A 20140-nucleotide genomic window follows, 5' to 3' on the forward strand; every position below is an offset into this window, starting at 1 on the left:
TTGGAGGCCAGCAATGCAGGGCAAGAAGACTCACGAACAGCAAGTGCGCATCCTCGAGCGGAAGCCCGATGTTCCGGATGCGCGAGAGCTCGAGCGGGCCGCCGGTCATAACCCGCAAGACACGCGCGTCCATCGCGCCAACCCGGAGGTGCGGCACAGCGAGTTTCCGGTGAGCCGCGGCGGCCTCAACCAGGAAAGCGATCACAACAAGCACAACGATCCCGGCCAGAGCGGCCACAAGCCGCCCAAACCGACGGCGGCGCAACAGAAGCACTAACTTCGGAAGATCACTGCAAGAGGAGAGACTGATGCCAGGTGGCCACGGCAGCAAGACGCATTTCAGATCGGGCATGCATGGCAAGGGCGACGGCACCGGCGCATTGACCGACGTGCCGAAGGAGATGATCGGCGACAACATGGTTCTGTCCAACCGAGACAAGAAACAGCATTCGGATATCCGCGGCATGGACAGCAAGGCCATTCAGACCGATCAATATCAGGATCACGCGGCCAACCGGCTCGAACAGGAGCCAGACGCCGACGAGACCTGAGAGGGGCGTTCCTCCCGTCAACTTGCGGACCGGTGTTCAGCCGGTCCGCTTTTTTGTGGGCGCAAGATCGCGCTCCCAGCCGAACACCGAGCGGCCGTCGAGCTCCGGTGAGGCCGCACGCTCACCGGCGATGAAAGCTTCGACCGAGGGGCCGCGCGCGGTCCGCTCCAGCCGCCGCGCCTGGTCGTCGAGCCGCTTGATCGCCTGCATCTCTTCCTCGCGTCCGAGCTTCGCGTTCTGGATCGCGCCTTTCAGCACCCGGATGGTCTCGTCATAGACCTTGATCGGAACGGGGTAGGGATGCCGGTCCTTACCGCCATGGGCGAGCGAGAAACGCGCGGGGTCGGTGAAACGATAGGGCGCCCCGTGCACGACCTCCGCGACCATCGCCAGCGAGCGCACGGTGCGCGCGCCGACGCCCGGCGTCAGCAGCAGCTCCGGAAAATCCTCCGGGCCGCGCTCGGCTGCCGCGGCGAGCGTGCCGTGCAGGCGGCGCGCGAACACGTCCTTAGGCCGCACATCATGATATGCGGGCATGATCAGGTGCGGCAGCGTGCCCTGCGCCGGTGTGGACGGGGTCCCCGTGAGCCGTTCGAATTCGGAGACGATGCGATCCGGACCGAGATCGTTCAACAGCTCGAGCTGTGCCGTCCGAGACATATCGGCGCGATGATCGGTGAGATTGACGATCTCTCCCTGCTGCGGCCCGTCGATTGCGCTATGCGGTGTATCGACAAAGCTCTTCAGTGCCTCGGAATGCCAGTGATAGCGCCGCGCCTGCCGCTTGTCGCCGTTCATGCCCTGCTGCACCACCGTCCATTTGCCCTCAGTGGTCACGAAGAAGCCGTGCAGGTAAAGGTCAAAGCCGTCCTGGACCGCGGCACTGTCGACCTTGGCCACCAGACGGCTGGCCCGCGTCAGCTTGATGCCGTCGAATCCGACGCGGTCGCCGAGTTGCAACAGCTCGTCCGGCGTCTTGCGCGAATGCTGGCCGCGTCCGCCGCAGACGTAAATCCCGAGCTCGTCCTGCAGCGGTCCGAGCCCGCGCTTCAGTGCGCCGATCACCGAGGTGGTGATGCCGGAGGAGTGCCAGTCCATTCCCATCACCGCGCCAAACGACTGGAACCAGAATGGATGCGACAGGCGCTGCAGAAACGCGTCGCGGCCGTAATGATGCACGATCGCCTGGGTGACGATCGCCCCAAGGGAGGACATGCGACTCGCCAGCCAGGGCGGAACCCGCCCGGTGTGAAGAGGAAGATCGGCGCTGCCGGTACGTCGAGTCATGCCGGCAAGCCTAGCGCAGCTCAGCGACGGTTGCACCTGCGGGATGCTGCATTGCACGGGGCGGGGGAGCGAAGCCGGCCGGCAGGCGTTGTGCGGGTCGCGTGAATGCAATGATGGGGACGATCCATGGATTGGCAGGCCCTTACGGCCGAAATCGACAGGATGTTCGGCTGGATACCGTCATGGTTCATCGGGCTCAGCCTGGTTGCCGGTGCGATCCTTCTTGCCCTGCTCGCCTACCGGATCGCCACATGGCTGCTCAATCGCGCGTTCGGAACGCGCCTTCCGCTGTTGAGCGTGTTCATCGAGCGGACCGCTGGCCCGGCGCAAATGGCCGCCTGCCTTGCCGCGGTCGCAATGGTGCTGCCGCTGGCGCCGCTGGACGACACGATCCGCACCCCCCTGACGCGATTGTTCGTGGTGGCCTTCATTGCGCTGATCGGCTGGATCTCGATCCGGATCGTCGACATGAGCGCGGCGCGCTACTTGCAGAACTTTCGCGATGTCACCGAGAATTTCGTCGCGCGCAAGCATGTGACGCAGGTGCGCGTGTTCAAGCGCGTCACCGACACCATCATCGTCATCATCACGGTCTCCGCCGCGCTGATGACGTTCGACTCCGTGAAGCAATACGGCGTCAGCCTGTTCGCCTCCGCAGGTGCCGCCGGTATCATCGTCGGTCTTGCCGCGCGCCCGCTGCTGAGCAATCTGATCGCCGGCCTGCAGATCGCGATCACCCAGCCGATCCGCATCGAGGATGCCGTGATCATCGAGAACGAATGGGGCTGGGTAGAGGACATCGCCTCGACCTATGTCGTGATTCGGCTGTGGGACTGGCGCCGCATGGTGGTGCCGCTGTCCTACTTCATCGAAAAGCCGTTCCAGAACTGGACGCGCGACACCGCATCCCTCATCGGCGTCGTCGCGCTGCATGTCGACTATCGCGCCGACGTCCCATGCATCCGGCGCTGGCTGGAGGAGGCGGTGAAGCAGTCAAAGCTGTGGGACGGGGAGGTGGTGAATCTCCAGGTGATCGATGCCGATTCGCGCACCATCGAGCTTCGGGCGCTGGTCAGCGCCAGGAATGCACCGCAGTCGTGGGACCTGCGCTGCGAGATCAGGGAAAAGCTCATCGCCTTCATCCGCGACGAGATGCCGGAGGCGTTGCCGCGCGACCGCGCCATCCTGATCCCGTCGGGAGACGGAGACGGCGATTTCGCGCGGCGTCACGCACCGCCGGAAGAGATGCGGGCGAGCGCCACCAATTGAACAGCGCTGACCTTCTTGCCGGGCGAGGCAACCGCATACGACCGATGGCGGCGGCCTGAGCGCACGCCTCGTCTTTCGAGACGTCGCTTACGCGCCTGCGCCGTCCTGGCATCACCACGTTCTTGTTGACGAGACCTGATCTTTTGTACGATAGTACAAATCGATGGTACGCAAGTCCACCAGCAAGGAAGCGGCCCGCAAGCCGAACATGCGTGAGGCGATCCTCGCCGCCGCGGAGGAGCTGTTCGCCACCAACGGCTTCAATGCCGTGTCGGTGCGCGACATCGCGCACGCGGCCGGAGCGAATCCGGGCAGCGTGACCTATCATTTCAAGACCAAGGACGGTTTGCTGCTGGAGATCTACCGGCGCCATTGCGGACCGATGAACCTGCGCCGTTCCGAGTTGCTCGCGGCCGCAAAGCGCGTGCGCGATCTCCAGGACCGGCTGGAGGCGATCGTTCGCGCCTATGTGGTGCCGGCCTTCACCTCGGGCAGTGATCTCGCCGGTGGCGGGGCGCGTTTCACGCGGCTGCGCGCGGTGATGTCGGCGGAAGGCAACGAGGTCGCGCGAAAGATCATCGCGCAGACCTTCGACGACACCAGCCACGCCTTCATCGACGCGGTCCACGAGAGCCTGCCGCACATTCCGCGCACGGACATCGTCTGGCGCAGCCATTTCCTGCTCGGCGCACTCTATTATTCGCTGGTGACGCCGGAACGCGTGTCGCGCTTGTCGCGCGGCGAGGCCGACGGCAGCGATGCCGCGGGCGCCATCGAGCAATTGGTGCAGGCCACCGTCGCCGCCTTCCAGGCGCCGGCGCTGGACCAGGCCGCGCCGGCGCGGCGGCGGCCGGTCGTCGGCAGCAAGACGTGAAGCAAGCGGTCTCGCTTCGGCGGTTCACCTCATGACGATGATGTACACGCCGACCATTCCACCGCCCGATCCGAACACGCGCACGCCGAAGTTCAGGCTGCCGAAGCTGTCGTGTGACGCGCATTGCCACATCTTCGGGCCCGGCGCGAAATATCCTTACGCGCCGGAGCGTTCCTACGCGCCGCCGGATGCGCCGTTGCAGGATTTTCGCGCGCTGCATGCCAAGCTCGGCGTGGAGCGCGCCGTCATCGTCAATGCCAGCGTGCACGGCACCGACAACAGAGTGGCGCTCGATGCGATCGCTGAGAGCAATGGCGCCTACCGTGCTGTCGCCAACATCGACGATACCATCACCGAGCGCGACCTGCGCGTGCTGCACGAGGGCGGTTTTCGCGGCTGCCGCTTCAATTTCGTCCGCCATCTCGGCGGCGTTCCCGACAAGCGCGTATTCGACCGCATCGTCGCAATGGTCACGCCGCTCGGCTGGCACGTCGATCTGCATTTCGATGCGATCGATCTGCCCGAAAATGCCGACATGCTGACGAGGCTGCCGCTGACTTACACCATCGACCATATGGGCCGGGTGAAGGCGGCGGACGGGCTCGACCAGGTGCCGTTCAAGATCCTGATCGAGCTGATGCAGCGCGACGAGAAGTGCTGGGTCAAGATCTGCGGCTCGGAGCGGGTATCCTCGGCCGGTCCGCCGTTCACCGATGCGGTGCCGTTCGCGCGAAAGATCGTCGAGACCGCGCCGGATCGCGTCATCTGGGGCACGGACTGGCCGCATCCCAACGTCAAGGTGATGCCGAATGACGGCGATCTCGTCGATTTGATTCCGCTGTTCGCGCCGGAGCCGGAGCTGCAGACGAAGATTCTGGTCGACAATCCCGCGCGTCTGTTCGAGTTCGAGGCGTGACGACGTCTTCGCGATCGACACGCTGCGCGGACATGCGTTGCGGACGCCGGCGAATGCATACGAACGAAAAGGAGTAGCCCATGAAAACAGGCCTCGTCGTCACCGCCCATCCCGGCGATTTCGTCTGGCGCGCCGGCGGCGCCATCGCACTGCATGCGAAGAAAGGCTATCGCATGAAGATCGTGTGCCTGTCCTTCGGCGAGCGCGGCGAGAGCCAGTTCGCGTGGAAGGAGCAGGGCGCGACGCTGGAATCGGTGAAGGCCGGCCGCAAGGACGAAGCGGAGCGGGCGGCCAGGCTGCTCGGTGCCGAGATCGAGTTCTTCGATTGCGGCGACTATCCGCTGAAGCTGACGGAAGCGCATTTCGACCGCATGGTCGACATCTACCGCGAGCTCAATCCGAGCTTCGTGCTGACGCATGCGCTGGAAGACCCCTATAATTTCGATCATCCGAACGCGGCGCATTTCGCGCAGGAGACCCGCGTGGTCGCGCAGGCCATGGGCCACAAGCCCGGCGCGCAGTACAAATATTCGGCCCCGCCGCTGTTCCTGTTCGAGCCGCATCAGCCCGAGCAGTGCAATTACAAGCCGGACACGATCCTCAAGATCGACGAGGTCTGGAAGGAGAAGTACGAGGCGTTTCAGATCCTCGCCGCGCAAAAGCATCTCTGGGGCTATTACGAGCGTGTCGCGCTCAATCGCGGCATCCAGGGCAGCCGCAACACCGGCGTTCCCATGACCTATGGTGAGGCCTATCAGCGACTGTTTCCGACCGTGGCGGAGGAATTGGCATGAAGCCGGTCGTCGTTCGCAACATCAAGCGTGGCGATCCCGCCGGCATGGCGGAGTACGGCGTCTCCACCGTCCACGAGGCCTTTGGCCGCATCAGCCTGATGAAGCCTTACTTGCGTCCGGTCTGGGCGGGTGCGTCGATCGCCGGTCCCGCGGTCACCGTGCTGGCGCAGCCCGGCGACAATTGGATGATCCATGTCGCCGTCGAGCAGTGCCGCAAGGGCGACATTCTCGTCGTCGGCTGCACCACTGACAATACCGACGGCATGTTCGGCGAATTGCTCGCGACCTCGCTCCAGGCGCGCGGCGTGCAGGGGCTGATCATCGATGCCGGCTGCCGCGACGTCAAAGCGCTGCACGAGATGAAGTTTCCGGTGTGGTCGCGCGCGGTCTCGGCCAAGGGCACGGTCAAGGCGACGCTCGGCTCGGTCAACGTCCCCGTGGTCTGCGCCGGCGTCAATGTCGATCCCGGCGACATCGTCGTCGCCGATGGCGACGGCGTCGTGGTGGTGCCGAAGCGCTATGCGGCCGAAGTCGCCGAGAAGGCGAAGAAGCGCAACGCGGATGAGGGCGGCAAGCGTAAGCGCCTCGCCTCGGGCGAGCTCGGCCTCGACATGTACAACATGCGCGAAGCCTTGGCGAAGGCGGGCCTTGTCTATGTCGACACTCCCGAGGACGTCTGAAGCGGAATAAGGGAAAGCGGAGCGGGCGGATGGATCGTCTCAAGCTGAAGGCCGTGCTCGGCAGCCACCCTCACGTCGAGGCGGTGAAGAGCGGCGAGCTCCGCTCCGACCTTTTCGATCTCGACTTTGTCGCGTACACGCCGACCAACACGGCATTCAAGCCGATGGTGCGCGAGCAGGCCTTCGACGTCTGCGAGATGGCGATCGTCACCTATCTGATGGCGAAAGCGCACGGCAAGCCGCTGGTGCTGCTGCCGGCGACCATGCTCGGCCGCTTCCAGCATTCTTACGCTCTCTATAATCCGGCGCATGGGACGTTCGGACCGTCCGATCTCGAAGGCAAGCGGGTCGGCATCCGCTCCTTCACGACCACGACGGGCGCCTGGATCAGGGGCATCCTTGCCAACGACTACGGCGTCGATCTCGACAGGATTCGCTGGGTCACGTTCGAGGATCCGCACGTCGCCGAATATGTCGACACCACCGAGCGCGCGCCGAAGGACAAGAAGATCCTCCAGATGCTGCTCGACGGTGAGCTCGATGCCGTCCTCGGCGAGACCTCCGATGATCCCAAGCTGAAGCCGCTGTTTCCCGATCCGGCCGCAGAGGCCGGTAAATGGTATGCACAGCGCGGCGTCGTGCCGGTCAACCATCTCGTGGTCGTGACCGAGAGCCTAGCGAAATCGCGACCCGACGTGGTCGCAGCTGTTTATGATCTGCTGAAGCGGAACAAGGCGCAGGCAGGGCCGGCGGCAACGCCCGACCTCGTTCCGTTCGGGATCGAGGCCAACAGGAAGCCGCTCGAGCTGATCGTTGACTACGCATTCCAGCAGGCGCTGATCCCGCGCCGCTATGCGGTCGACGAGCTCTTCGACGAGACCACACGAGGATTGAACTGATGGCAGGTGATCCCAGGCGCTGGCAGATCGGGCTGGTCGGCTATGGCGAGGTCGGCCGGATTTTAGCCGAGGATTTGCGCCAGCGAGACATCAAGGTCTCAGCCTACGATATCAAGCTCGGAGGCGAGCAGGGAGCGCCGCTGCAGGAGCATGCGGCGAAATTCGCTGTCGATCTTGCAACCTCTCACGCCGAACTGGCCGCGAAATCCGATTTCATCATCTCCGCCGTCACGGCGAACCATGCCGTACCGGTCGCAAAGGCCTGTGCGGCAGCGATCAATCAGGGCACCTGGTTTCTCGATTTCAACTCGGCCTCTCCCGGTGCCAAGCAGCGCGCCGCGGCACTGATCGACGGCGCTGCCGGGCGCTATGTCGAGGGCGCGGTGATGACCTCGGTGCCGCCTTATCGCATCAAGGTGCCGCTCTTGCTCGGCGGACCCGGCGCGAGCGAGCTCGAGCCGCTTCTGAATGCGATCGGTTTCGCGGCCAAGGTGGCCAGTGACAAGCTCGGCGTGTCCTCGGCCGTCAAAATGTGCCGCAGCATCATGATCAAGGGCCTCGAGGCCATGGTCATCGAGAGCTTCACGACGGCGCGCGCCTATGGCGTCGAGGATGCGGTGCTGGCTTCGCTTGCGGAAACGTTTCCCGGCATCGATTGGGAGCAGTTGGGTGCCTATTGCTTCCAGCGCGTGATCGAGCACGGCCGCCGCCGGGCCGAGGAGGTGCGCGAGGTTGCCGAGACCGTGCGCGAGGCGGGGCTGACGCCGTGGTCGGCGCAAGGCACGGCCGAACGGCAGGCCTGGATGGCCGATCTCGCCGATGAAGGGCTGTTCGGCATCAGGGGCAGCAAGGAGTTCGCCTGCAGTGCGGACTGGCGCACCGAGGCGGACCGGATCCTGGCGAAGATCAATCGGACGAAATAGTCAGCTCAGGACCGGATCGCGGGCTTCGAAGCTCACGACCTGGTCGCGCGCGCGTTCGATCAGGTCGATCAGATTGCGGGATTTACGGACGAGCTGCTCGGTGGCCGGCTGGGTGCGGAACTCCGCCAGCACGGCGCGAACGCACTTGCTGGCGGCATCGAGCGTCCAGAGCGTACGGTTCACGTCGGCCTGCGTCTGAATGGCCGAGATGTCGAGACCCGAGAGAACGTGGCCGATGCCGTCCAGCCGCTTCACCGCCGTATCGGTCGGTGTTCGGGCCTGGATGGAATCATCGATGCTGCTGAATGCGCTGAACAGACTCATGCTTCCCCACTGAACGCAGATGGTCAGTGCACGTCCTAGTTATGGCGGGCGTGGCCTGGCTCGCAATGCGTTGGGCTACGGTCCGGGATTCTACCGAACTCGGGTGGGCTCAAACCGGCGGTAAAATCGAACTGCAGCGGCTCCACCGCCAACGGATCTGCGCGCGATTCCCGGGATATCGGGTGCGAAATCGCTGTCAGCTCTTGAACAGCGTCGGCCGCGCCCGCGCGAATGTCTGCCGGCCGCCCTTGAAGCCCATCAGGACGTCGGGCAGCTCGGCGATGGCGAATCGGCTGTCCTTCGTATCGAGCACGATCAGATCGGCGGGATTGCCGACCTTGATGCCGTAGTCACCGAGGTTCATCAGCCGGGCCGGCAGCTCGGTCACGAGGTCCAGGCAAACATCGAAGTCGCTGACCGAGGCGTGCGCGACATTGGCGTAGAAGTTCGCCATCCGCAGCAGCGAGGCATCGCCGAACGGGGTGAAGGGGTTGAGCACGTTGTTGGTGGCGACCGAGCAGAGCACGCCGTCGGCCGCGAGCTTGTGGGCGAGAGTCAGCCCGCGCGGCGCATTGTGCGTGGCCTCGCGCCCCATCAGATAGAGATCGGTCGCGGGTAGCACCGTGACGGCAACGCCGCATTTCGCCAGTTGCGCGGTGGCGGCCTTCATCCGGTCCGGCGGCAACGCCGACAGTTTTGTCGCATGGCCGATCGCGACGCGTCCTTGATAATTGCGCCGCTCGGTCTGGCGGCAGACCTCGTCGAGATGCCACCAGGAGGGATCGAGATCGAAGTCGAGATGGAGGTCGACGTCGATGTCGAATTCCTCAGCCAGATCGAAGATGCGCGCAAGGTGCGCGTTCGGGTCGGTGTCCATGTAGGGACAGCCGCCGATGACCTCGCCGCCGTCGCGCAGCGCCTGGGCCAGCAGCTTCTCAGCTCCGGGATCGTTGGTCAGGCCTTCCTGCGGGAAGACGCAGAGCTCGAGATCGATCGCCCAGGCGTAGTCGCGCTTCAGCGCCTTGACCGCCTCGAATCCGCGGAGGCCGATGCGGGGGTCGATCTCGACATGCGTGCGCATGCGCATCGTGCCGTTGACGATGGCGCGTTCGAGCACTCTGGCGCCGCGCGCGTAGACGTCCTCGATCGTGAAATCCTTCTTCATCGCGGCGACGGCGCGGATCGCGTCCGAGACGCTGCCGTGATCGTGGCCGCAGCGGCCGAGCAGGCAGGCCTTGTCGAGATGGATGTGGGTGTCGACGAAGCCGGGCAGGGCAAGGTGGCCGCCGAGATCGATCTCGGCGGCCTCGCAGGCCAGCTGTGGCGCGATCGCGGCGATACGGCTGCCCTTCACGCCGATATCGACGGGTGCGGCGGAAGAGCGCAACAGCGCGTTGCGGAAGATCAGGTCGAAGGCGGCTTGGGTGGTCATGGCGTCGGATTCAGCTGCGGCAGCCTAGCGGAAGCCATGGGAGCGGGCAGCTCCAGATTGTGTGCAGTGCTGGAGCGGGATTGTCCAAAAAATGTGCATGCACTTTGAGGCCCGGATTGTAAAATGGCGGCATCCGGAGAACCCCGCGATGTCCACTCCCGCAAAAGCCGAAAGCCCGATGACTGACGCCGAGATTGTCGAAGCCTATCTGACCGCTTCAATGATACCGGATCCCGACGCCGCTGCGGCTTATATGAAGCCGGGCACGGTGATCACGTTCACCGGCGGTCGGGCGTTCGATCATCCGCGCGGCCCGACCGGCTTCAATGCGAAACGCTATCGCTGGGTCAAGAAGAAGATGGACCGGTTCGACGTCTGCCCGGGCGCGGACGAGACCGTCGTCTACAGCGTCGGCACGCTCTATGGCGAGTGGATCGACGGCAGCCCGTTCGAGGGCAACCGCTACGTCGATCGCTTCGTCGTGAGAGGCGGGCAGATCGTGAAGATGGACGTCTGGAACGACAGCGCCGAGCGCATTCTCGTTCAGCGCGGCATTGAGGCTTAGCCCCTCCGCGCCATTTTCGGCAGCTTGACGACGCGATTGCTTGTCACCTCGTCCGCATAGGGTGCGAGGATGTCGAGCAGGTCGCGGCCGCGCTGCGGAGTAGGGGCGACCAGCGCGCGATTGGCCACGGAATCCAGGTGATGATGCATCAATTCCATCACCTTCGCCGCATCGCCCTTCGCCAGCGCTGCGATGATGGCGCGGTGCTCGTTGATGGCGCATTCGGTGGAATGCGGCCGGCTATAGAGCGACAGCGTCAGGCAGCAGCGATAGGCGACCTCGCTGACATAGCGCACCAGGATCGGGCTGTTCGTCATGTGGGCGAGCAGAATGTGGAATTCGGTCGCAAGCCGGATCGACACCGCATCCGTGCCGCCGCGGGCGCGATCCTCGGCGTCGACATGGGCGTTCAGCTCGGCGATCTGCGCCTTGGTCAGCTTGCCCGCGAGCTGGCGCACCACGAGGCGTTCGAGCTCGATGCGGATGTCGAAGGCATCGCGCGCCTCCTGCCAGCTCGGCGTCGCCACCACCGCGATCCGGTTGCGGCGGAGCTCGACGAGGCCTTCGGCGGCGAGTTGGCCCAGGGCGTGGCGGGCAATGGTGCGGCTGACGCCGAAGCGCTCGCCAAGCGCATCCTCCGGCAGCTTGGCGCCGGGCTCCAGTGCCTGCTCGATGATGGCGCGCCGGAGCGCGCGGCAGATCACGCTGACCTTGTCCGACGATTCAGAAGTCTTGCTGCTGGCGCGCGCCGCCATCGGCGAATCCTATGGGAGATGAGATCTCTCTTTAGCATAGGCTCGCGTCGTTTCAGCGCTCGAATTGCATGCAGTTTGGGGCCCAGGCTGCCCAAATCGAATCCGGCTGTTTGGCGCGAGTTTCAGCTAGGTCATTGATTTTGCGGGCCGCGATGGCTGGCATCCAGCTTGCATGCACTTTGCCTGTGATGCGCATGCAACCCAACACCCGGTTCGACGGCCGGCCCGTTCCCGAAGGCTCTGCGACCACCGCCATCGAGCTGTCCGAGGCCTCGGTGACCTTCGGGCGCGGCGCCCGCGCCGTGCCAGCGTTGTCGAAGACCACGCTCAAGATCGCCGACGGCGAGTTTGTCGCATTGGTCGGCCCGTCCGGATGCGGCAAATCGACCATTTTGCGTCTCGTCAGCGGCCTGGTGCAGCCGACCAGCGGCGTCGTCATCGTCGGCGGCCGCGAGGTTGCGGCGCGGGCGATGCGGGTCGGCATGGCGTTCCAGAACCCGACCATGCTGCCGTGGATGACGATCGAGCGGAACATTATGCTGCCGCTGAAGATCGTCGAGCCGTTCCGCTCGAATTTCCGCAGGCTGCGCAAGACCGAATTCCGCGACAAGGCCAATGCCCTGCTGGAGCAGGTCGGCCTCAAGGGTTTTGGCAATCGCTATCCCTGGCAGCTCTCCGGCGGCATGCTCCAGCGCGCCAATCTGTGCCGAGCGCTGATCCACGAGCCGCGCATGCTGCTGCTGGACGAGCCCTTCGGCGCGCTCGACCAGTTCACCCGCGAGGAGCTGTGGGCGATCCTCCAGAACCTCTGGATGACGCACAAGCCGACCGTGCTGCTGGTGACGCACGATCTGCGCGAGGCGGGCTTTCTTGCCAGCCGCATCTGCGTGATGAGCGCGCGTCCCGGCCGTATCCTCGACGACAGCCGCGTCGTGTTCGCGCGACCGCGCACCGTTGCGATGACCTTCGAGCCGGATTTCGTCGCGCTGAACCAGAAGCTGCGCGCCTTCATCGAGGACGCGCGCAGAGCCGCTGAGCAGAGGGCAGGCTGATGTTCGGAATCGATATCAGGCAGAAGGCGTGGTCGGCGGGGCTGATCGTGCTGTTCTTCGTCGCCTGGGAGCTGTTCTGCCTCATGACCGGCATGTCCGACCTGGTGCTGCCGCGACCCTCGCAGGTGTTCGTGACGCTGGTCCAGCGCTTCCCGGTGCTGTGGCCGCACATCGTGCAGACGCTCGCCACCACCATGTTCGGCTTCGTGCTTGGCGTCGCGCTCGGCGTCGCTCTCGGCGCGATCATCGGCGTCTCCAAGACGGCCTACGACACCTGCTATCCGCTGCTGATCGGCTTCTCCTCGATCCCCAAGGTCGCAGTGGTGCCGATCTTCGTGCTGTGGTTCGGCTCCGGCACGGTGCCGGCGGTGCTGACCGCGCTCTCGATCTGCTTCTTCCCGATCGTCGTCAACATCGCGACGGGCCTTGCGACTACTGAGCCTGAGCTCGAGGACGTGTTGAAGGCGCTCGGCGCCAGCAAGCTCGACATCCTCTGGAACGTCGGCTTGCCGCGCACCATGCCGTTCTTCTTTGCTTCGCTCAAGGTCGCGATCTCCTATGCCTTCGTCGGCGCAGTACTGTCGGAGACTGTCGCCTCCAACCGCGGCATCGGCAACGTCATGATGACCGCGTCCTCCAATTTCAACGTGCCGCTGGTTTTCGCCGGCCTGTTCGTGCTCGCCGGGCTCGGCGTCGCGCTCTACGTCGTGTTCTCGCTGATCGAAGGGCAGGTCACCGGCTGGGCCACGCGCAAGAACGACGTGATCGCCACCTGATTTTCAAACCGTCACGCAACGAAGCTTGAGGAGGTCTCGATGATGAGAAAAGTGACTGCAGCGCTGTTCGGATTGGCCCTGTCCACCGGGGCTGCGATGGCTCAGGAGACCACGATCAAGTTCACGCTGGGCTGGAAAACCCAGGGCAGCGACGCCGCCTTCTTCTATGCCAAGGACAACGGCTTCTTCAAGGAAGAGGGCCTCAACGTCGTCATCGATCAGGGCGAGGGCTCCGGCGCCACCGTCACGCGCGTGATGTCCGGTGCCTATGACGCCGGCTTCGGCGACGTCAACGCCATCATCCAGAACGCCTCGACCAAGCCGCAAGAGGCGCCCGTCATGGTCTACATGATGTGGAACCAGCCGCCGTTCGCGATCGTCGCCAAGAAGACCAGCGGCATCAACACCATCAAGGATTTCGAAGGCCACACGCTCGGCGGCGCGCAGGGCACGCCGACGACGCGCCTGTTGCCGGTGTTCACCCGCAAGAACGGGCTCGACGGCGAGAAGATCAAGATCTCCAACATGGCGCCGAACCTGCAGGAGCCGATGCTGATCAAGGGCGACATCGATGCGGCCCTGGTCTTCAACATCACCAGCTATTTCAACCTGGTGCTCAACCGCCAGGATCCGGACAAGGACTTCAAATGGTTCTCGTTCGGTGAGTACGGCCTCGATCTCTATTCCAACGGCGTGATGGTTTCCCGCAAGCTGATCGCCTCGAACCCGAAGGCGGTCGCGGGCCTGGTGCGCGCCATCAACAGGGGGGCGATCGCGGTCGCCAAGGACCAGAATGCCGGCATGAAGGCGGCGCTGAACTACGACAACCTCATCAATGCCGAGGTGGAGAAGCGCCGGCTGCAATATTCCTTCGAGAAGCTGATCGTCTCGCCGGAAATGAAGGAGATCGGCATCGGCGACATCAAGGACGACCGCATGACCCGCGCCATCGGCATCGTGGTTGAGGGCTATCAGCTCGCCCGCGCGCCGACGCCGGCAGAGGTATTCTCGCGCGAATTCCTGCCGCCGCGCGCGGAGCGGGAGCTGGTGTACACTGCCAACTGAACTTGGAGGGACAGCCATGGCCACGGAGATCTCGGCAACCAGCCTGTTCCGTGGTCCTGACCGTGGCGTCAGCGACAACGTCGTGCTGCGGCACGACGGCGGCATCATCACCGACGTCGCGGAGGGGGCGGGGCCCGGGCCGCGCTCTTTCGTTATCCCGGCTTTCGTCAACGCCCATGATCACGCCCGCGCCACAGCATCGTCCTTCGGTGCCGTCGGGATGCCCCTGGAAAGCTGGATTCTGCGCACCGCGCTGGGCTCGCCGGTCGATCCCTATCTGACCGCCGTCTCGGCATTGGCCCGTTCCGCCAAGGCAGGCTGCGCGGCGATTATGGTCCATTACACGCGCCCGAGCGGGACGATGGCGCTGGTGGACGAGGCGAAGGCCGTTGCGAAAGCCGCATCCGACGTCGGCATCCGCATCGCGTTTGCATTGGCGGTGCGCGACCAGAATCCCATCGTCTATGGTGATGCCGAGCCCGTGCTCTCAGGGCTTCCCGGAGGCGATCGCAAGACCATCGAGGATCTCTTCGTTCGCGCGCCGATGTCGCCGAAAGCCTATATCGAGCTGACCGATGCGATTGCCGCAGCCGTCGCCGGACCGATGATTGACGTGCAGCTCGGGCCCGCCGGCGTGCAATGGTGCTCGAAGCCGCTGCTGGAGGCGGTGGCGGAGAACTCCGCGCGGACCGGCCGGCGCATCCACATGCATCTCTTGGAAACCGTGTATCAGCGCGCCTGGGCCGACCAGCACTTTTCGGATATGGTGCGCTGGCTTGGCGATGTCGGCTTTCTCTCCGAGCGGCTGACGCTGGCGCATTGCATTCACGCCCGGCCCGAAGAGCTCGAGATGATCGCGGCCTCCGGCGCGCGCATCGTCACCAATTTCAGCTCGAACATGCATCTGCGCTCGGGCCTCGCCCCGATTGCCGCCGCACACAGATGCGGCTGCGCCATTACCGTCGGCGTCGACGGCCTGGCTTTGGATGAGGATGACGACATTTTGCGCGAGATGCGGCTGGTGCAGATGGTCCATGGCGGCGTCGGCTTCAAGGCGACATGGACGCCGGCCGAAATGTTTTCGCTCGCCATCCGTAACGGCCGCCGCGCAACCGGCGCGCCTGGAAGTGGGGAGCTCGCCGCCGGCAATCCGGCCGACTACGTCGTGGTCGATCTCGATCGGCTGGATCGAGACCAGATCATGCCGGTCGACCCCATGGCGCTGCTGTTCGCGCGTGGCAACGCGTCGCTGGTGAAGGAGGTCGTCGTTGCCGGCAAGTCGATCGTGCGGGACGGGATCTGCGCCGGCGTCGACCTGCCGGCCGTCGAGCAGGAATTGCGGGCGATGTACCGCGCCAATGTCGGCAAGCTCGACAGCTTCCGGCGGATGTGGCCGTCCCTGTCGGATCGGCTGAGCGGCTGGTTCGAGCAGCAGCTGACCTGCGAGTGACGCGCCGATGGGCCGCGACCGAATGTATATCAAACAGCGATAGCTGGTAGACGCAGCCGCGTCTGGCGCTTGACTGACCTGTAGGCTATCAGCTCCCCGATAGCTCGACACCAATCCCCTTCGAGGAGCCCCTGATGCGCCTACCGACCGTTCTCCTGGCCCTGACATGTCTTGCGGGCGCAGCTTCAGCCGAAGACCTCACGGGCACGCTCCAGAAGGTGAAGGAGACCAGGAAGATCACGCTGGGCTATCAGGAAGCCTCGGTCCCGTTCAGTTATCTCGACGGCAACCAGAAGCCGGTCGGCTTTGCCATGGACATCTGCCTCCGCATCGTCGAAGCCGTGAAGAAGCAGCTCGGCATGCCCGACATTTCCGTCGAGACCCTCGCAGTGACGTCGTCGAACCGCATTCCGCTGATGGTCAACGGCACGCTCGACCTGCATTGCTCGGCGACCACCAACAATGCCGACCGCCAGAAGCAGGTCGCCTTCACCAACACGCATTTCCTCAGCGCGACGCGGTTCGCGGCCAGGAAGGCGGCGAATATCAAGACCATCGACGATCTCAAGGGCAGGGCGGTCACGGCGGTCGCCGGCTCGGTCAACCTGACGCAGCTCGCCAAGGTCAACACCGAGCGCAATCTCGGCATCAACATCATGCCGGCCAAGGACCAGGCCGAGGCGTTCCTGTTGCTGGAAACCGACCGCGCCCAGGCCTATGCACTCGACGACGTCCAGCTCGCGGTCGCGATCGCGCGGTCGAAGGAGCCGCAAGCGTTCATGATCAGCGAGGAGGCGTTCTCCAAACCCGAGCCTTACGGCATCATGCTGCGGCGAGAGGATGCGCCATTCAAGGCGCTCGCCGATCGCGCAACGGCGGAGCTTTATGCCAGCCCCGAGATCGAGGTGCTCTACAAGAAGTGGCTGCAATCGCCGACACCGCCGAACGGCCTCAACTACAACGTCCCGATGTCATCAGCCTTGCGCAACGCCTTCAAGAAGCCGAGCTCGAGCGCCGATCCCGATGTCTACGTGGTGAATTGAGGCGAGAGCACGCCTACGTCACGGTCGGGAAGCGCGTGATGGCGCTGGTCGACACCGATGCGCTGCATGTAAGTGCTATTTCGAGGAGACGAAGCTCGCGCGCATCCGCATCGGTGACAAGGTGCAGGTCCGCCTGATGGGCGAGAAGACCACGCTGACCGGTCACGTCGAAAGCATCGCCGCCGGCATCGAGGATCGCGACCGCGCGGAAGGCGCCAGCATGCTCGCCAACGTCAACCCGACCTTCAGCTGGGTGCGGCTCGCGCAACGCGTGCCAGTGCGCTTCGCGCTGGACGATGTTCCGGGCAACGTGTCGCTGGTCGCCGGCCGCTCCGCGAGGGTGGAGGTTGGACTAACGCAGCGAGCAGATCATTTGCGCTTGGCCTGGGGAAAAACCGGCGACCAGCGTTTCAATGCCAAATCGTAAGGCTAATCCTGACTCGCGTGTATTGAGTCGGGGGACTGTATGGGCGTTTGGTTTTTAGTCCTAGCAGCCTGTGTCGTCGGCGCGTTGCTGCTCTTGGCGTTCTGCCGATAGCGCCGATAGCAGATGCAATTGTTGCTGCGAAGCATCAGCGAGCCGCGGAATAGCGGTTCCGGACCGATGGTTTTTGACTGTGCATGGATGAACGCGTTCACTTCCGGATGGGAGGCGGACATGAGCTGGTTGTTTGTGTTTCTCATCGCCGCAAGCGCAGTCGTTCTGATCGCCCATGCGATTGACGCGATGCGTTCTTGATACTGCTTGTGACTCGGTTTCGTCGGTAGCTAGGTAAGCGCCGAGATTGTTCCGAGGCGGGCAAGCGTCAATTTGAGGAACCTGGCCCTGCAGGCCAAGGTTGTCACAGCAGGAGGAATACGATCATGCTTGCGTTCTATCTGCCGTTCATCATTTTCGGAGCGATGCTTGAAGCGATTTCGAATCAGAATGTATCTGCGCCCATCCAGGAGCCGCCAAGCTTCGACTAGACGCCGATCCCCTTGCGCAGTCTCTGGTAACTGACCTGGCAGCGTCGGCTTAGATATTCGAATATTTCTTCAGCTCCAGCCGCGCGAGCTGGTTCCGGTGCACCTCATCCGGCCCGTCGGCAAGCCTCAGCAAACGCGCGGTGGCATAAGCCTGGGTCAGTCCGAAATCGTTCGAGGTGCCGCCGCCGCCATGGGCCTGAATGGCCCAATCGATGATCTGGCAGGCCATGTTGGGCACGGCGACCTTGATCATGGCGATCTCGGCCTTCGCGACCTTGTTGCCGACCGTATCCATCGCATAGGCGGCGTTCAGCGTCAGCAGCCGGGCCTGCTCGATCATGATGCGGGCTTCGGCGATGCGCTCCTGCGTCACCGTCTGCTCCGAGACCGGCTTGCCGAATGCAACCCGGCTGCGCACGCGGCGGCACATCTTCTCCAGCGTGCGCTCGGCAAGGCCGATCAGGCGCATGCAGTGATGAATGCGGCCGGGCCCGAGGCGGCCTTGCGCGATCTCGAAGCCGCGGCCCTCGCCGAGCAGCATGTTCTCCTTCGGGACCCGCACATTGGTGAAGACCACTTCGGAGGCGCGGTCCGGCACGCCGTAGAAGCCGAACAGGGGGCAGGGGACGTTTCACCTCGATGCCGGGCGTATCCATCGGCACCAGGATCATGGATTGCTGCTTATGGCGGTCCGGATTGTCAGGATCGGTCTTGCCCATGAAGATGCAGATCTTGCAACGCGGGTCGGTCGCGTTCGTCGTGTACCATTTGCGACCGTTGATGACGTAATGGTCGCCGTCGCGCACGATCGAGCTTTCGATGTTGGTCGCATCCGATGATGCGACCGCAGGCTCCGTCATGGCGAAGCAGGAGCGGATTTCGCCCGCGAGCAGCGGCTTCAGCCAGCGCTCCTTGTCCTGCTCGGAGCCGTAGCGCTCCAGCACCTCCATGTTGCCAGTGTCGGGTGCCGAGCAGTTGAACACCTCCGGCGCGAGATGCGAGCGGCCCATCACCTCGCAGAGCGGGGCATATTCGAGATTGGTGAGACCCGCGCCGTGATTGCTCTCGGGCAGGAACAGATTCCAGAGCCCCTCGGCGCGCGCCAGCGGCTTCAGCTCCTCGATGACCGGATAGACCTTCCATGGCCCGAGCTCTTCGGCCTCGCGATAGAACCGCTCCTCGTTCGGATAGATGTGCCGGTCCATGAAGCTTTCGAGCTTGCGCTTGAGCTCGACGACTTTGGGCGAGATCGGGTAGAGCATCTCTGGTCTCCTTGATCGATGGACGGCAGCTAGCCAATTTCGAGATAGTCCGGATCAGGCAGCTTGGGGAACGGCGCGGTCGGCAGCGTCTGGTACCAGAACGCCACCGAGGCAATGTCGTCCTGCAAGGGAAGATACTTTGCCTCCTTGACGCCCGGCAGCCAGCCGAGCGCCTGGATCGTCACGCGGAGGTCCGAGCGGAAGCGTATGGGATCGGGAATGTGCCAGCGGTATAGACCGAAACGTTGCTGCGATTTGTAGACACCATCGGGACGGATCACCTGCGGCAGGCCGGAATACGGCGTGGTGAATTCCTGGTAGCGCGACTGCTGTGCGGGGCCCTGGCCGGAATGGGCGACGTAGGGGTCGAAATTGTACGCGCCGCAGAAATAGTCCTCGGTGCCGGTGCCGCAGATGGTTGGAAATTCGCCGTCGCCGTCGATGAAGAACTTGATCTCGCCTTCGCCCCACCAGCCGTTGTTGTTGACGCCCCAGGCCATGTAGGTGCCGACGTATTGGCCGGCGCCGGTGATGCCGTCGAGGATGGTGTACACCTCTTTGTAAGGCAGCGGATTGGTACGGCGGAATTGTGCGTGGAAATAGGCGCAATCTTCGGGCACGTCGGTAAGCACATAATTGATCTGGTAGTAGACCGTGAGCTGCTCCTCGCTGCGGTTCTCCAGCGTGAAGCGCGCGTGCTTGCGGAACGGCATTTCCCAATAGCAGTTGAAGGCGCGGCCGGGATTGACGCAGACCGCGAGCGAGGAAACCTGTGCAAACTCCTCCCAACCGCAGGCGAAGAAGTCGCCGGCCGGGCATTCGACGCTCGGCTGTTCCTGGTCGTCCCAATAGACGCGCAGGATAGAGTGACGCAGCCGCCCGCGCGCCAGCGTCATCCAGACCTGCTGGATCGCGCCTTGGCCCTGGATGTCGGCGAGCGTGAAGATCGCACCGGGCTCGATGATGACGTAAGGAGAGACCTTCCAGCCCTGGCCGAGATCGCGTGCCTGACGCGCGGCGGGGCCGTCGACGGACATGCCGCCTTTGCCCTTCTCTCCGGTGAAGTTCTCCGGGCTGATCGAGCGCGTCAGCGCATTCGACAGGCGCGACAGATTGCCGAGCTGCATGCCCAATCCGGAAAACGTCATGATGCCCTCGGTGCGGGGTTAGCGATGACCCGGTATATCGCGCTCGAATTGACCAAAACGTGAAGATGATCGTGTTCACGCGGCGCAATCCGGGGTCGTGCGTCAT

At 64.0% G+C, this 20140-nt stretch carries 21 protein-coding genes and 2 pseudogenes; 17 read left to right on the top strand and 6 right to left on the bottom strand.

Annotated features, from left to right (window positions below; translation table 11 throughout):
• Positions 1 to 13: 13 nt before the first annotated feature.
• Positions 14 to 277 (top strand): hypothetical protein, encoded by a 264-nt coding sequence (locus N2604_RS19390; RefSeq protein ID WP_260369875.1) that lies wholly within the window; start codon positions 14 to 16, stop codon positions 275 to 277.
• 31 nt (positions 278 to 308) lie between these two features.
• Complete coding sequence (locus N2604_RS19395) at positions 309 to 551, top strand: hypothetical protein (protein WP_260369876.1); 243 nt, start codon at positions 309 to 311, stop codon at positions 549 to 551.
• A 36-nt stretch (positions 552 to 587) separates the two neighbouring features.
• On the opposite strand, the gene N2604_RS19400 is transcribed toward N2604_RS19395, so the two are convergent.
• A complete protein-coding gene (locus N2604_RS19400) occupies positions 588 to 1838 on the bottom strand; it encodes a DUF763 domain-containing protein (RefSeq protein WP_260369877.1) in 1251 nt (416 codons plus the stop codon).
• A gap of 126 nt (positions 1839 to 1964) precedes the next feature.
• Between N2604_RS19400 and N2604_RS19405 the strand changes: the two genes are divergently transcribed.
• The 7 genes from N2604_RS19405 (at position 1965) to N2604_RS19435 (ending at position 8193) form a co-directional block, all read left to right on the top strand.
• Positions 1965 to 3107, top strand: a complete 1143-nt coding sequence (locus tag N2604_RS19405) for a mechanosensitive ion channel family protein (protein ID WP_260369878.1) — start codon at positions 1965 to 1967, stop codon at positions 3105 to 3107.
• Positions 3108 to 3270: 163 nt separating this feature from the next.
• Positions 3271 to 3981: a TetR/AcrR family transcriptional regulator gene (locus N2604_RS19410; protein ID WP_260369879.1), complete on the top strand. Its 711-nt coding sequence runs from the start codon at positions 3271 to 3273 to the stop codon at positions 3979 to 3981.
• 31 nt (positions 3982 to 4012) lie between these two features.
• On the top strand, positions 4013 to 4897 hold the full coding sequence (locus N2604_RS19415; protein WP_260369880.1) for an amidohydrolase: 885 nt from the start codon (positions 4013 to 4015) through the stop codon (positions 4895 to 4897).
• An 80-nt stretch (positions 4898 to 4977) separates the two neighbouring features.
• Entirely contained in the window at positions 4978 to 5691 is a 714-nt protein-coding gene (locus N2604_RS19420) for a PIG-L deacetylase family protein (protein ID WP_260369881.1), read from the top strand.
• Positions 5688 to 6371, top strand: coding sequence for a 4-carboxy-4-hydroxy-2-oxoadipate aldolase/oxaloacetate decarboxylase (locus N2604_RS19425; RefSeq protein WP_260369882.1), 684 nt, complete (start codon positions 5688 to 5690; stop codon positions 6369 to 6371). The genes N2604_RS19420 and N2604_RS19425 overlap by 4 nt, the downstream gene beginning before the upstream one ends.
• Before the next feature lie 29 nt (positions 6372 to 6400).
• Complete coding sequence (locus N2604_RS19430) at positions 6401 to 7270, top strand: hypothetical protein (protein ID WP_260369883.1); 870 nt, start codon at positions 6401 to 6403, stop codon at positions 7268 to 7270.
• Positions 7270 to 8193 carry a DUF1932 domain-containing protein gene (locus N2604_RS19435; RefSeq protein WP_260369884.1) on the top strand — a complete coding sequence of 308 codons (924 nt, stop codon included), beginning with the start codon at positions 7270 to 7272 and terminating at the stop codon, positions 8191 to 8193. Before N2604_RS19430 ends, N2604_RS19435 begins: the two co-directional genes overlap by 1 nt.
• Here N2604_RS19435 and N2604_RS19440 read toward each other — a convergent pair whose 3' ends face one another.
• Both N2604_RS19440 and N2604_RS19445 read right to left on the bottom strand, forming a co-directional pair.
• Positions 8194 to 8517 (bottom strand): hypothetical protein, encoded by a 324-nt coding sequence (locus N2604_RS19440; RefSeq protein ID WP_409241635.1) that lies wholly within the window; start codon positions 8515 to 8517, stop codon positions 8194 to 8196.
• 196 nt (positions 8518 to 8713) lie between these two features.
• Entirely contained in the window at positions 8714 to 9949 is a 1236-nt protein-coding gene (locus tag N2604_RS19445; RefSeq protein ID WP_260369885.1) for an amidohydrolase family protein, read from the bottom strand.
• Between the two features lie 148 nt (positions 9950 to 10097).
• On the opposite strand from N2604_RS19445, the gene N2604_RS19450 reads away from it, so the two are divergent.
• Positions 10098 to 10514 carry a nuclear transport factor 2 family protein gene (locus N2604_RS19450; RefSeq protein ID WP_260369886.1) on the top strand — a complete coding sequence of 139 codons (417 nt, stop codon included), beginning with the start codon at positions 10098 to 10100 and terminating at the stop codon, positions 10512 to 10514.
• Here N2604_RS19450 and N2604_RS19455 read toward each other — a convergent pair.
• Positions 10511 to 11269 (bottom strand): GntR family transcriptional regulator, encoded by a 759-nt coding sequence (locus N2604_RS19455; protein WP_260369887.1) that lies wholly within the window; start codon positions 11267 to 11269, stop codon positions 10511 to 10513. The two genes, N2604_RS19450 and N2604_RS19455, sit on opposite strands and share 4 nt — an antisense overlap.
• A 194-nt stretch (positions 11270 to 11463) precedes the next feature.
• Here N2604_RS19455 and N2604_RS19460 point away from each other — a divergent pair, with 194 nt between their 5' ends.
• The 7 genes and pseudogenes from N2604_RS19460 (at position 11464) to N2604_RS19490 (ending at position 17394) form a co-directional block, all read left to right on the top strand.
• The gene (locus N2604_RS19460) at positions 11464 to 12321 is read left to right on the top strand and encodes an ABC transporter ATP-binding protein (RefSeq protein WP_260369888.1); all 858 of its coding nucleotides are present in this window, start codon (positions 11464 to 11466) and stop codon (positions 12319 to 12321) included.
• Positions 12321 to 13097, top strand: a complete 777-nt coding sequence (locus N2604_RS19465; RefSeq protein WP_212339035.1) for an ABC transporter permease — start codon at positions 12321 to 12323, stop codon at positions 13095 to 13097. Before N2604_RS19460 ends, N2604_RS19465 begins: the two co-directional genes overlap by 1 nt.
• 39 nt (positions 13098 to 13136) lie before the next feature.
• On the top strand, positions 13137 to 14162 hold the full coding sequence (locus tag N2604_RS19470) for an ABC transporter substrate-binding protein (protein WP_260369889.1): 1026 nt from the start codon (positions 13137 to 13139) through the stop codon (positions 14160 to 14162).
• A gap of 16 nt (positions 14163 to 14178) precedes the next feature.
• Positions 14179 to 15612, top strand: coding sequence for an amidohydrolase family protein (locus N2604_RS19475; protein ID WP_260369890.1), 1434 nt, complete (start codon positions 14179 to 14181; stop codon positions 15610 to 15612).
• Positions 15613 to 15746: 134 nt separating this feature from the next.
• The gene (locus N2604_RS19480) at positions 15747 to 16655 is read left to right on the top strand and encodes an amino acid ABC transporter substrate-binding protein (RefSeq protein WP_260369891.1); all 909 of its coding nucleotides are present in this window, start codon (positions 15747 to 15749) and stop codon (positions 16653 to 16655) included.
• 2 nt (positions 16656 to 16657) lie between these two features.
• Positions 16658 to 17082 (top strand): annotated as a pseudogene (locus N2604_RS19485) (HlyD family efflux transporter periplasmic adaptor subunit); the annotation flags it as partial.
• Between the two features lie 123 nt (positions 17083 to 17205).
• A complete protein-coding gene (locus N2604_RS19490) occupies positions 17206 to 17394 on the top strand; it encodes a hypothetical protein (RefSeq protein WP_260369892.1) in 189 nt (62 codons plus the stop codon).
• A gap of 279 nt (positions 17395 to 17673) precedes the next feature.
• Here the strand turns inward: N2604_RS19490 and N2604_RS19495 are convergent.
• Together N2604_RS19495 and N2604_RS19500 are read right to left on the bottom strand one after the other, a co-directional pair.
• Positions 17674 to 18886, bottom strand: a pseudogene (locus tag N2604_RS19495) (acyl-CoA dehydrogenase family protein).
• Between the two features lie 29 nt (positions 18887 to 18915).
• Positions 18916 to 20034 carry a glycoside hydrolase family 172 protein gene (locus N2604_RS19500; protein ID WP_260369893.1) on the bottom strand — a complete coding sequence of 373 codons (1119 nt, stop codon included), beginning with the start codon at positions 20032 to 20034 and terminating at the stop codon, positions 18916 to 18918.
• Between the last annotated feature and the right edge of the window lie 106 nt (positions 20035 to 20140).

It is taken from the genome of Bradyrhizobium sp. CB1015 (assembly GCF_025200925.1).
Lineage (GTDB): Bacteria > Pseudomonadota > Alphaproteobacteria > Rhizobiales > Xanthobacteraceae > Bradyrhizobium.

What these genes read in the sequence shown, in the direction of transcription:
- N2604_RS19420 (WP_260369881.1), top strand. Translation starts at nt 4,978, where the DNA reads ATGAAAACAGGCCTCGTCGTCACCGCCCATCCCGGCGATTTCGTCTGG.
- N2604_RS19430 (WP_260369883.1), top strand. Translation starts at nt 6,401, where the DNA reads ATGGATCGTCTCAAGCTGAAGGCCGTGCTCGGCAGCCACCCTCACGTC.
- N2604_RS19445 (WP_260369885.1), bottom strand. Translation starts at nt 9,949, where the DNA reads ATGACCACCCAAGCCGCCTTCGACCTGATCTTCCGCAACGCGCTGTTG.
- N2604_RS19410 (WP_260369879.1), top strand. Translation starts at nt 3,271, where the DNA reads ATGGTACGCAAGTCCACCAGCAAGGAAGCGGCCCGCAAGCCGAACATG.
- N2604_RS19450 (WP_260369886.1), top strand. Translation starts at nt 10,098, where the DNA reads ATGTCCACTCCCGCAAAAGCCGAAAGCCCGATGACTGACGCCGAGATT.
- N2604_RS19470 (WP_260369889.1), top strand. Translation starts at nt 13,137, where the DNA reads ATGATGAGAAAAGTGACTGCAGCGCTGTTCGGATTGGCCCTGTCCACC.
- N2604_RS19465 (WP_212339035.1), top strand. Translation starts at nt 12,321, where the DNA reads ATGTTCGGAATCGATATCAGGCAGAAGGCGTGGTCGGCGGGGCTGATC.
- N2604_RS19400 (WP_260369877.1), bottom strand. Translation starts at nt 1,838, where the DNA reads ATGACTCGACGTACCGGCAGCGCCGATCTTCCTCTTCACACCGGGCGG.
- N2604_RS19435 (WP_260369884.1), top strand. Translation starts at nt 7,270, where the DNA reads ATGGCAGGTGATCCCAGGCGCTGGCAGATCGGGCTGGTCGGCTATGGC.
- N2604_RS19390 (WP_260369875.1), top strand. Translation starts at nt 14, where the DNA reads ATGCAGGGCAAGAAGACTCACGAACAGCAAGTGCGCATCCTCGAGCGG.
- N2604_RS19490 (WP_260369892.1), top strand. Translation starts at nt 17,206, where the DNA reads ATGCAATTGTTGCTGCGAAGCATCAGCGAGCCGCGGAATAGCGGTTCC.
- N2604_RS19455 (WP_260369887.1), bottom strand. Translation starts at nt 11,269, where the DNA reads ATGGCGGCGCGCGCCAGCAGCAAGACTTCTGAATCGTCGGACAAGGTC.
- N2604_RS19395 (WP_260369876.1), top strand. Translation starts at nt 309, where the DNA reads ATGCCAGGTGGCCACGGCAGCAAGACGCATTTCAGATCGGGCATGCAT.
- N2604_RS19425 (WP_260369882.1), top strand. Translation starts at nt 5,688, where the DNA reads ATGAAGCCGGTCGTCGTTCGCAACATCAAGCGTGGCGATCCCGCCGGC.
- N2604_RS19460 (WP_260369888.1), top strand. Translation starts at nt 11,464, where the DNA reads ATGCAACCCAACACCCGGTTCGACGGCCGGCCCGTTCCCGAAGGCTCT.
- N2604_RS19475 (WP_260369890.1), top strand. Translation starts at nt 14,179, where the DNA reads ATGGCCACGGAGATCTCGGCAACCAGCCTGTTCCGTGGTCCTGACCGT.
- N2604_RS19480 (WP_260369891.1), top strand. Translation starts at nt 15,747, where the DNA reads ATGCGCCTACCGACCGTTCTCCTGGCCCTGACATGTCTTGCGGGCGCA.
- N2604_RS19440 (WP_409241635.1), bottom strand. Translation starts at nt 8,517, where the DNA reads ATGAGTCTGTTCAGCGCATTCAGCAGCATCGATGATTCCATCCAGGCC.
- N2604_RS19500 (WP_260369893.1), bottom strand. Translation starts at nt 20,034, where the DNA reads ATGACGTTTTCCGGATTGGGCATGCAGCTCGGCAATCTGTCGCGCCTG.
- N2604_RS19415 (WP_260369880.1), top strand. Translation starts at nt 4,013, where the DNA reads ATGACGATGATGTACACGCCGACCATTCCACCGCCCGATCCGAACACG.
- N2604_RS19405 (WP_260369878.1), top strand. Translation starts at nt 1,965, where the DNA reads ATGGATTGGCAGGCCCTTACGGCCGAAATCGACAGGATGTTCGGCTGG.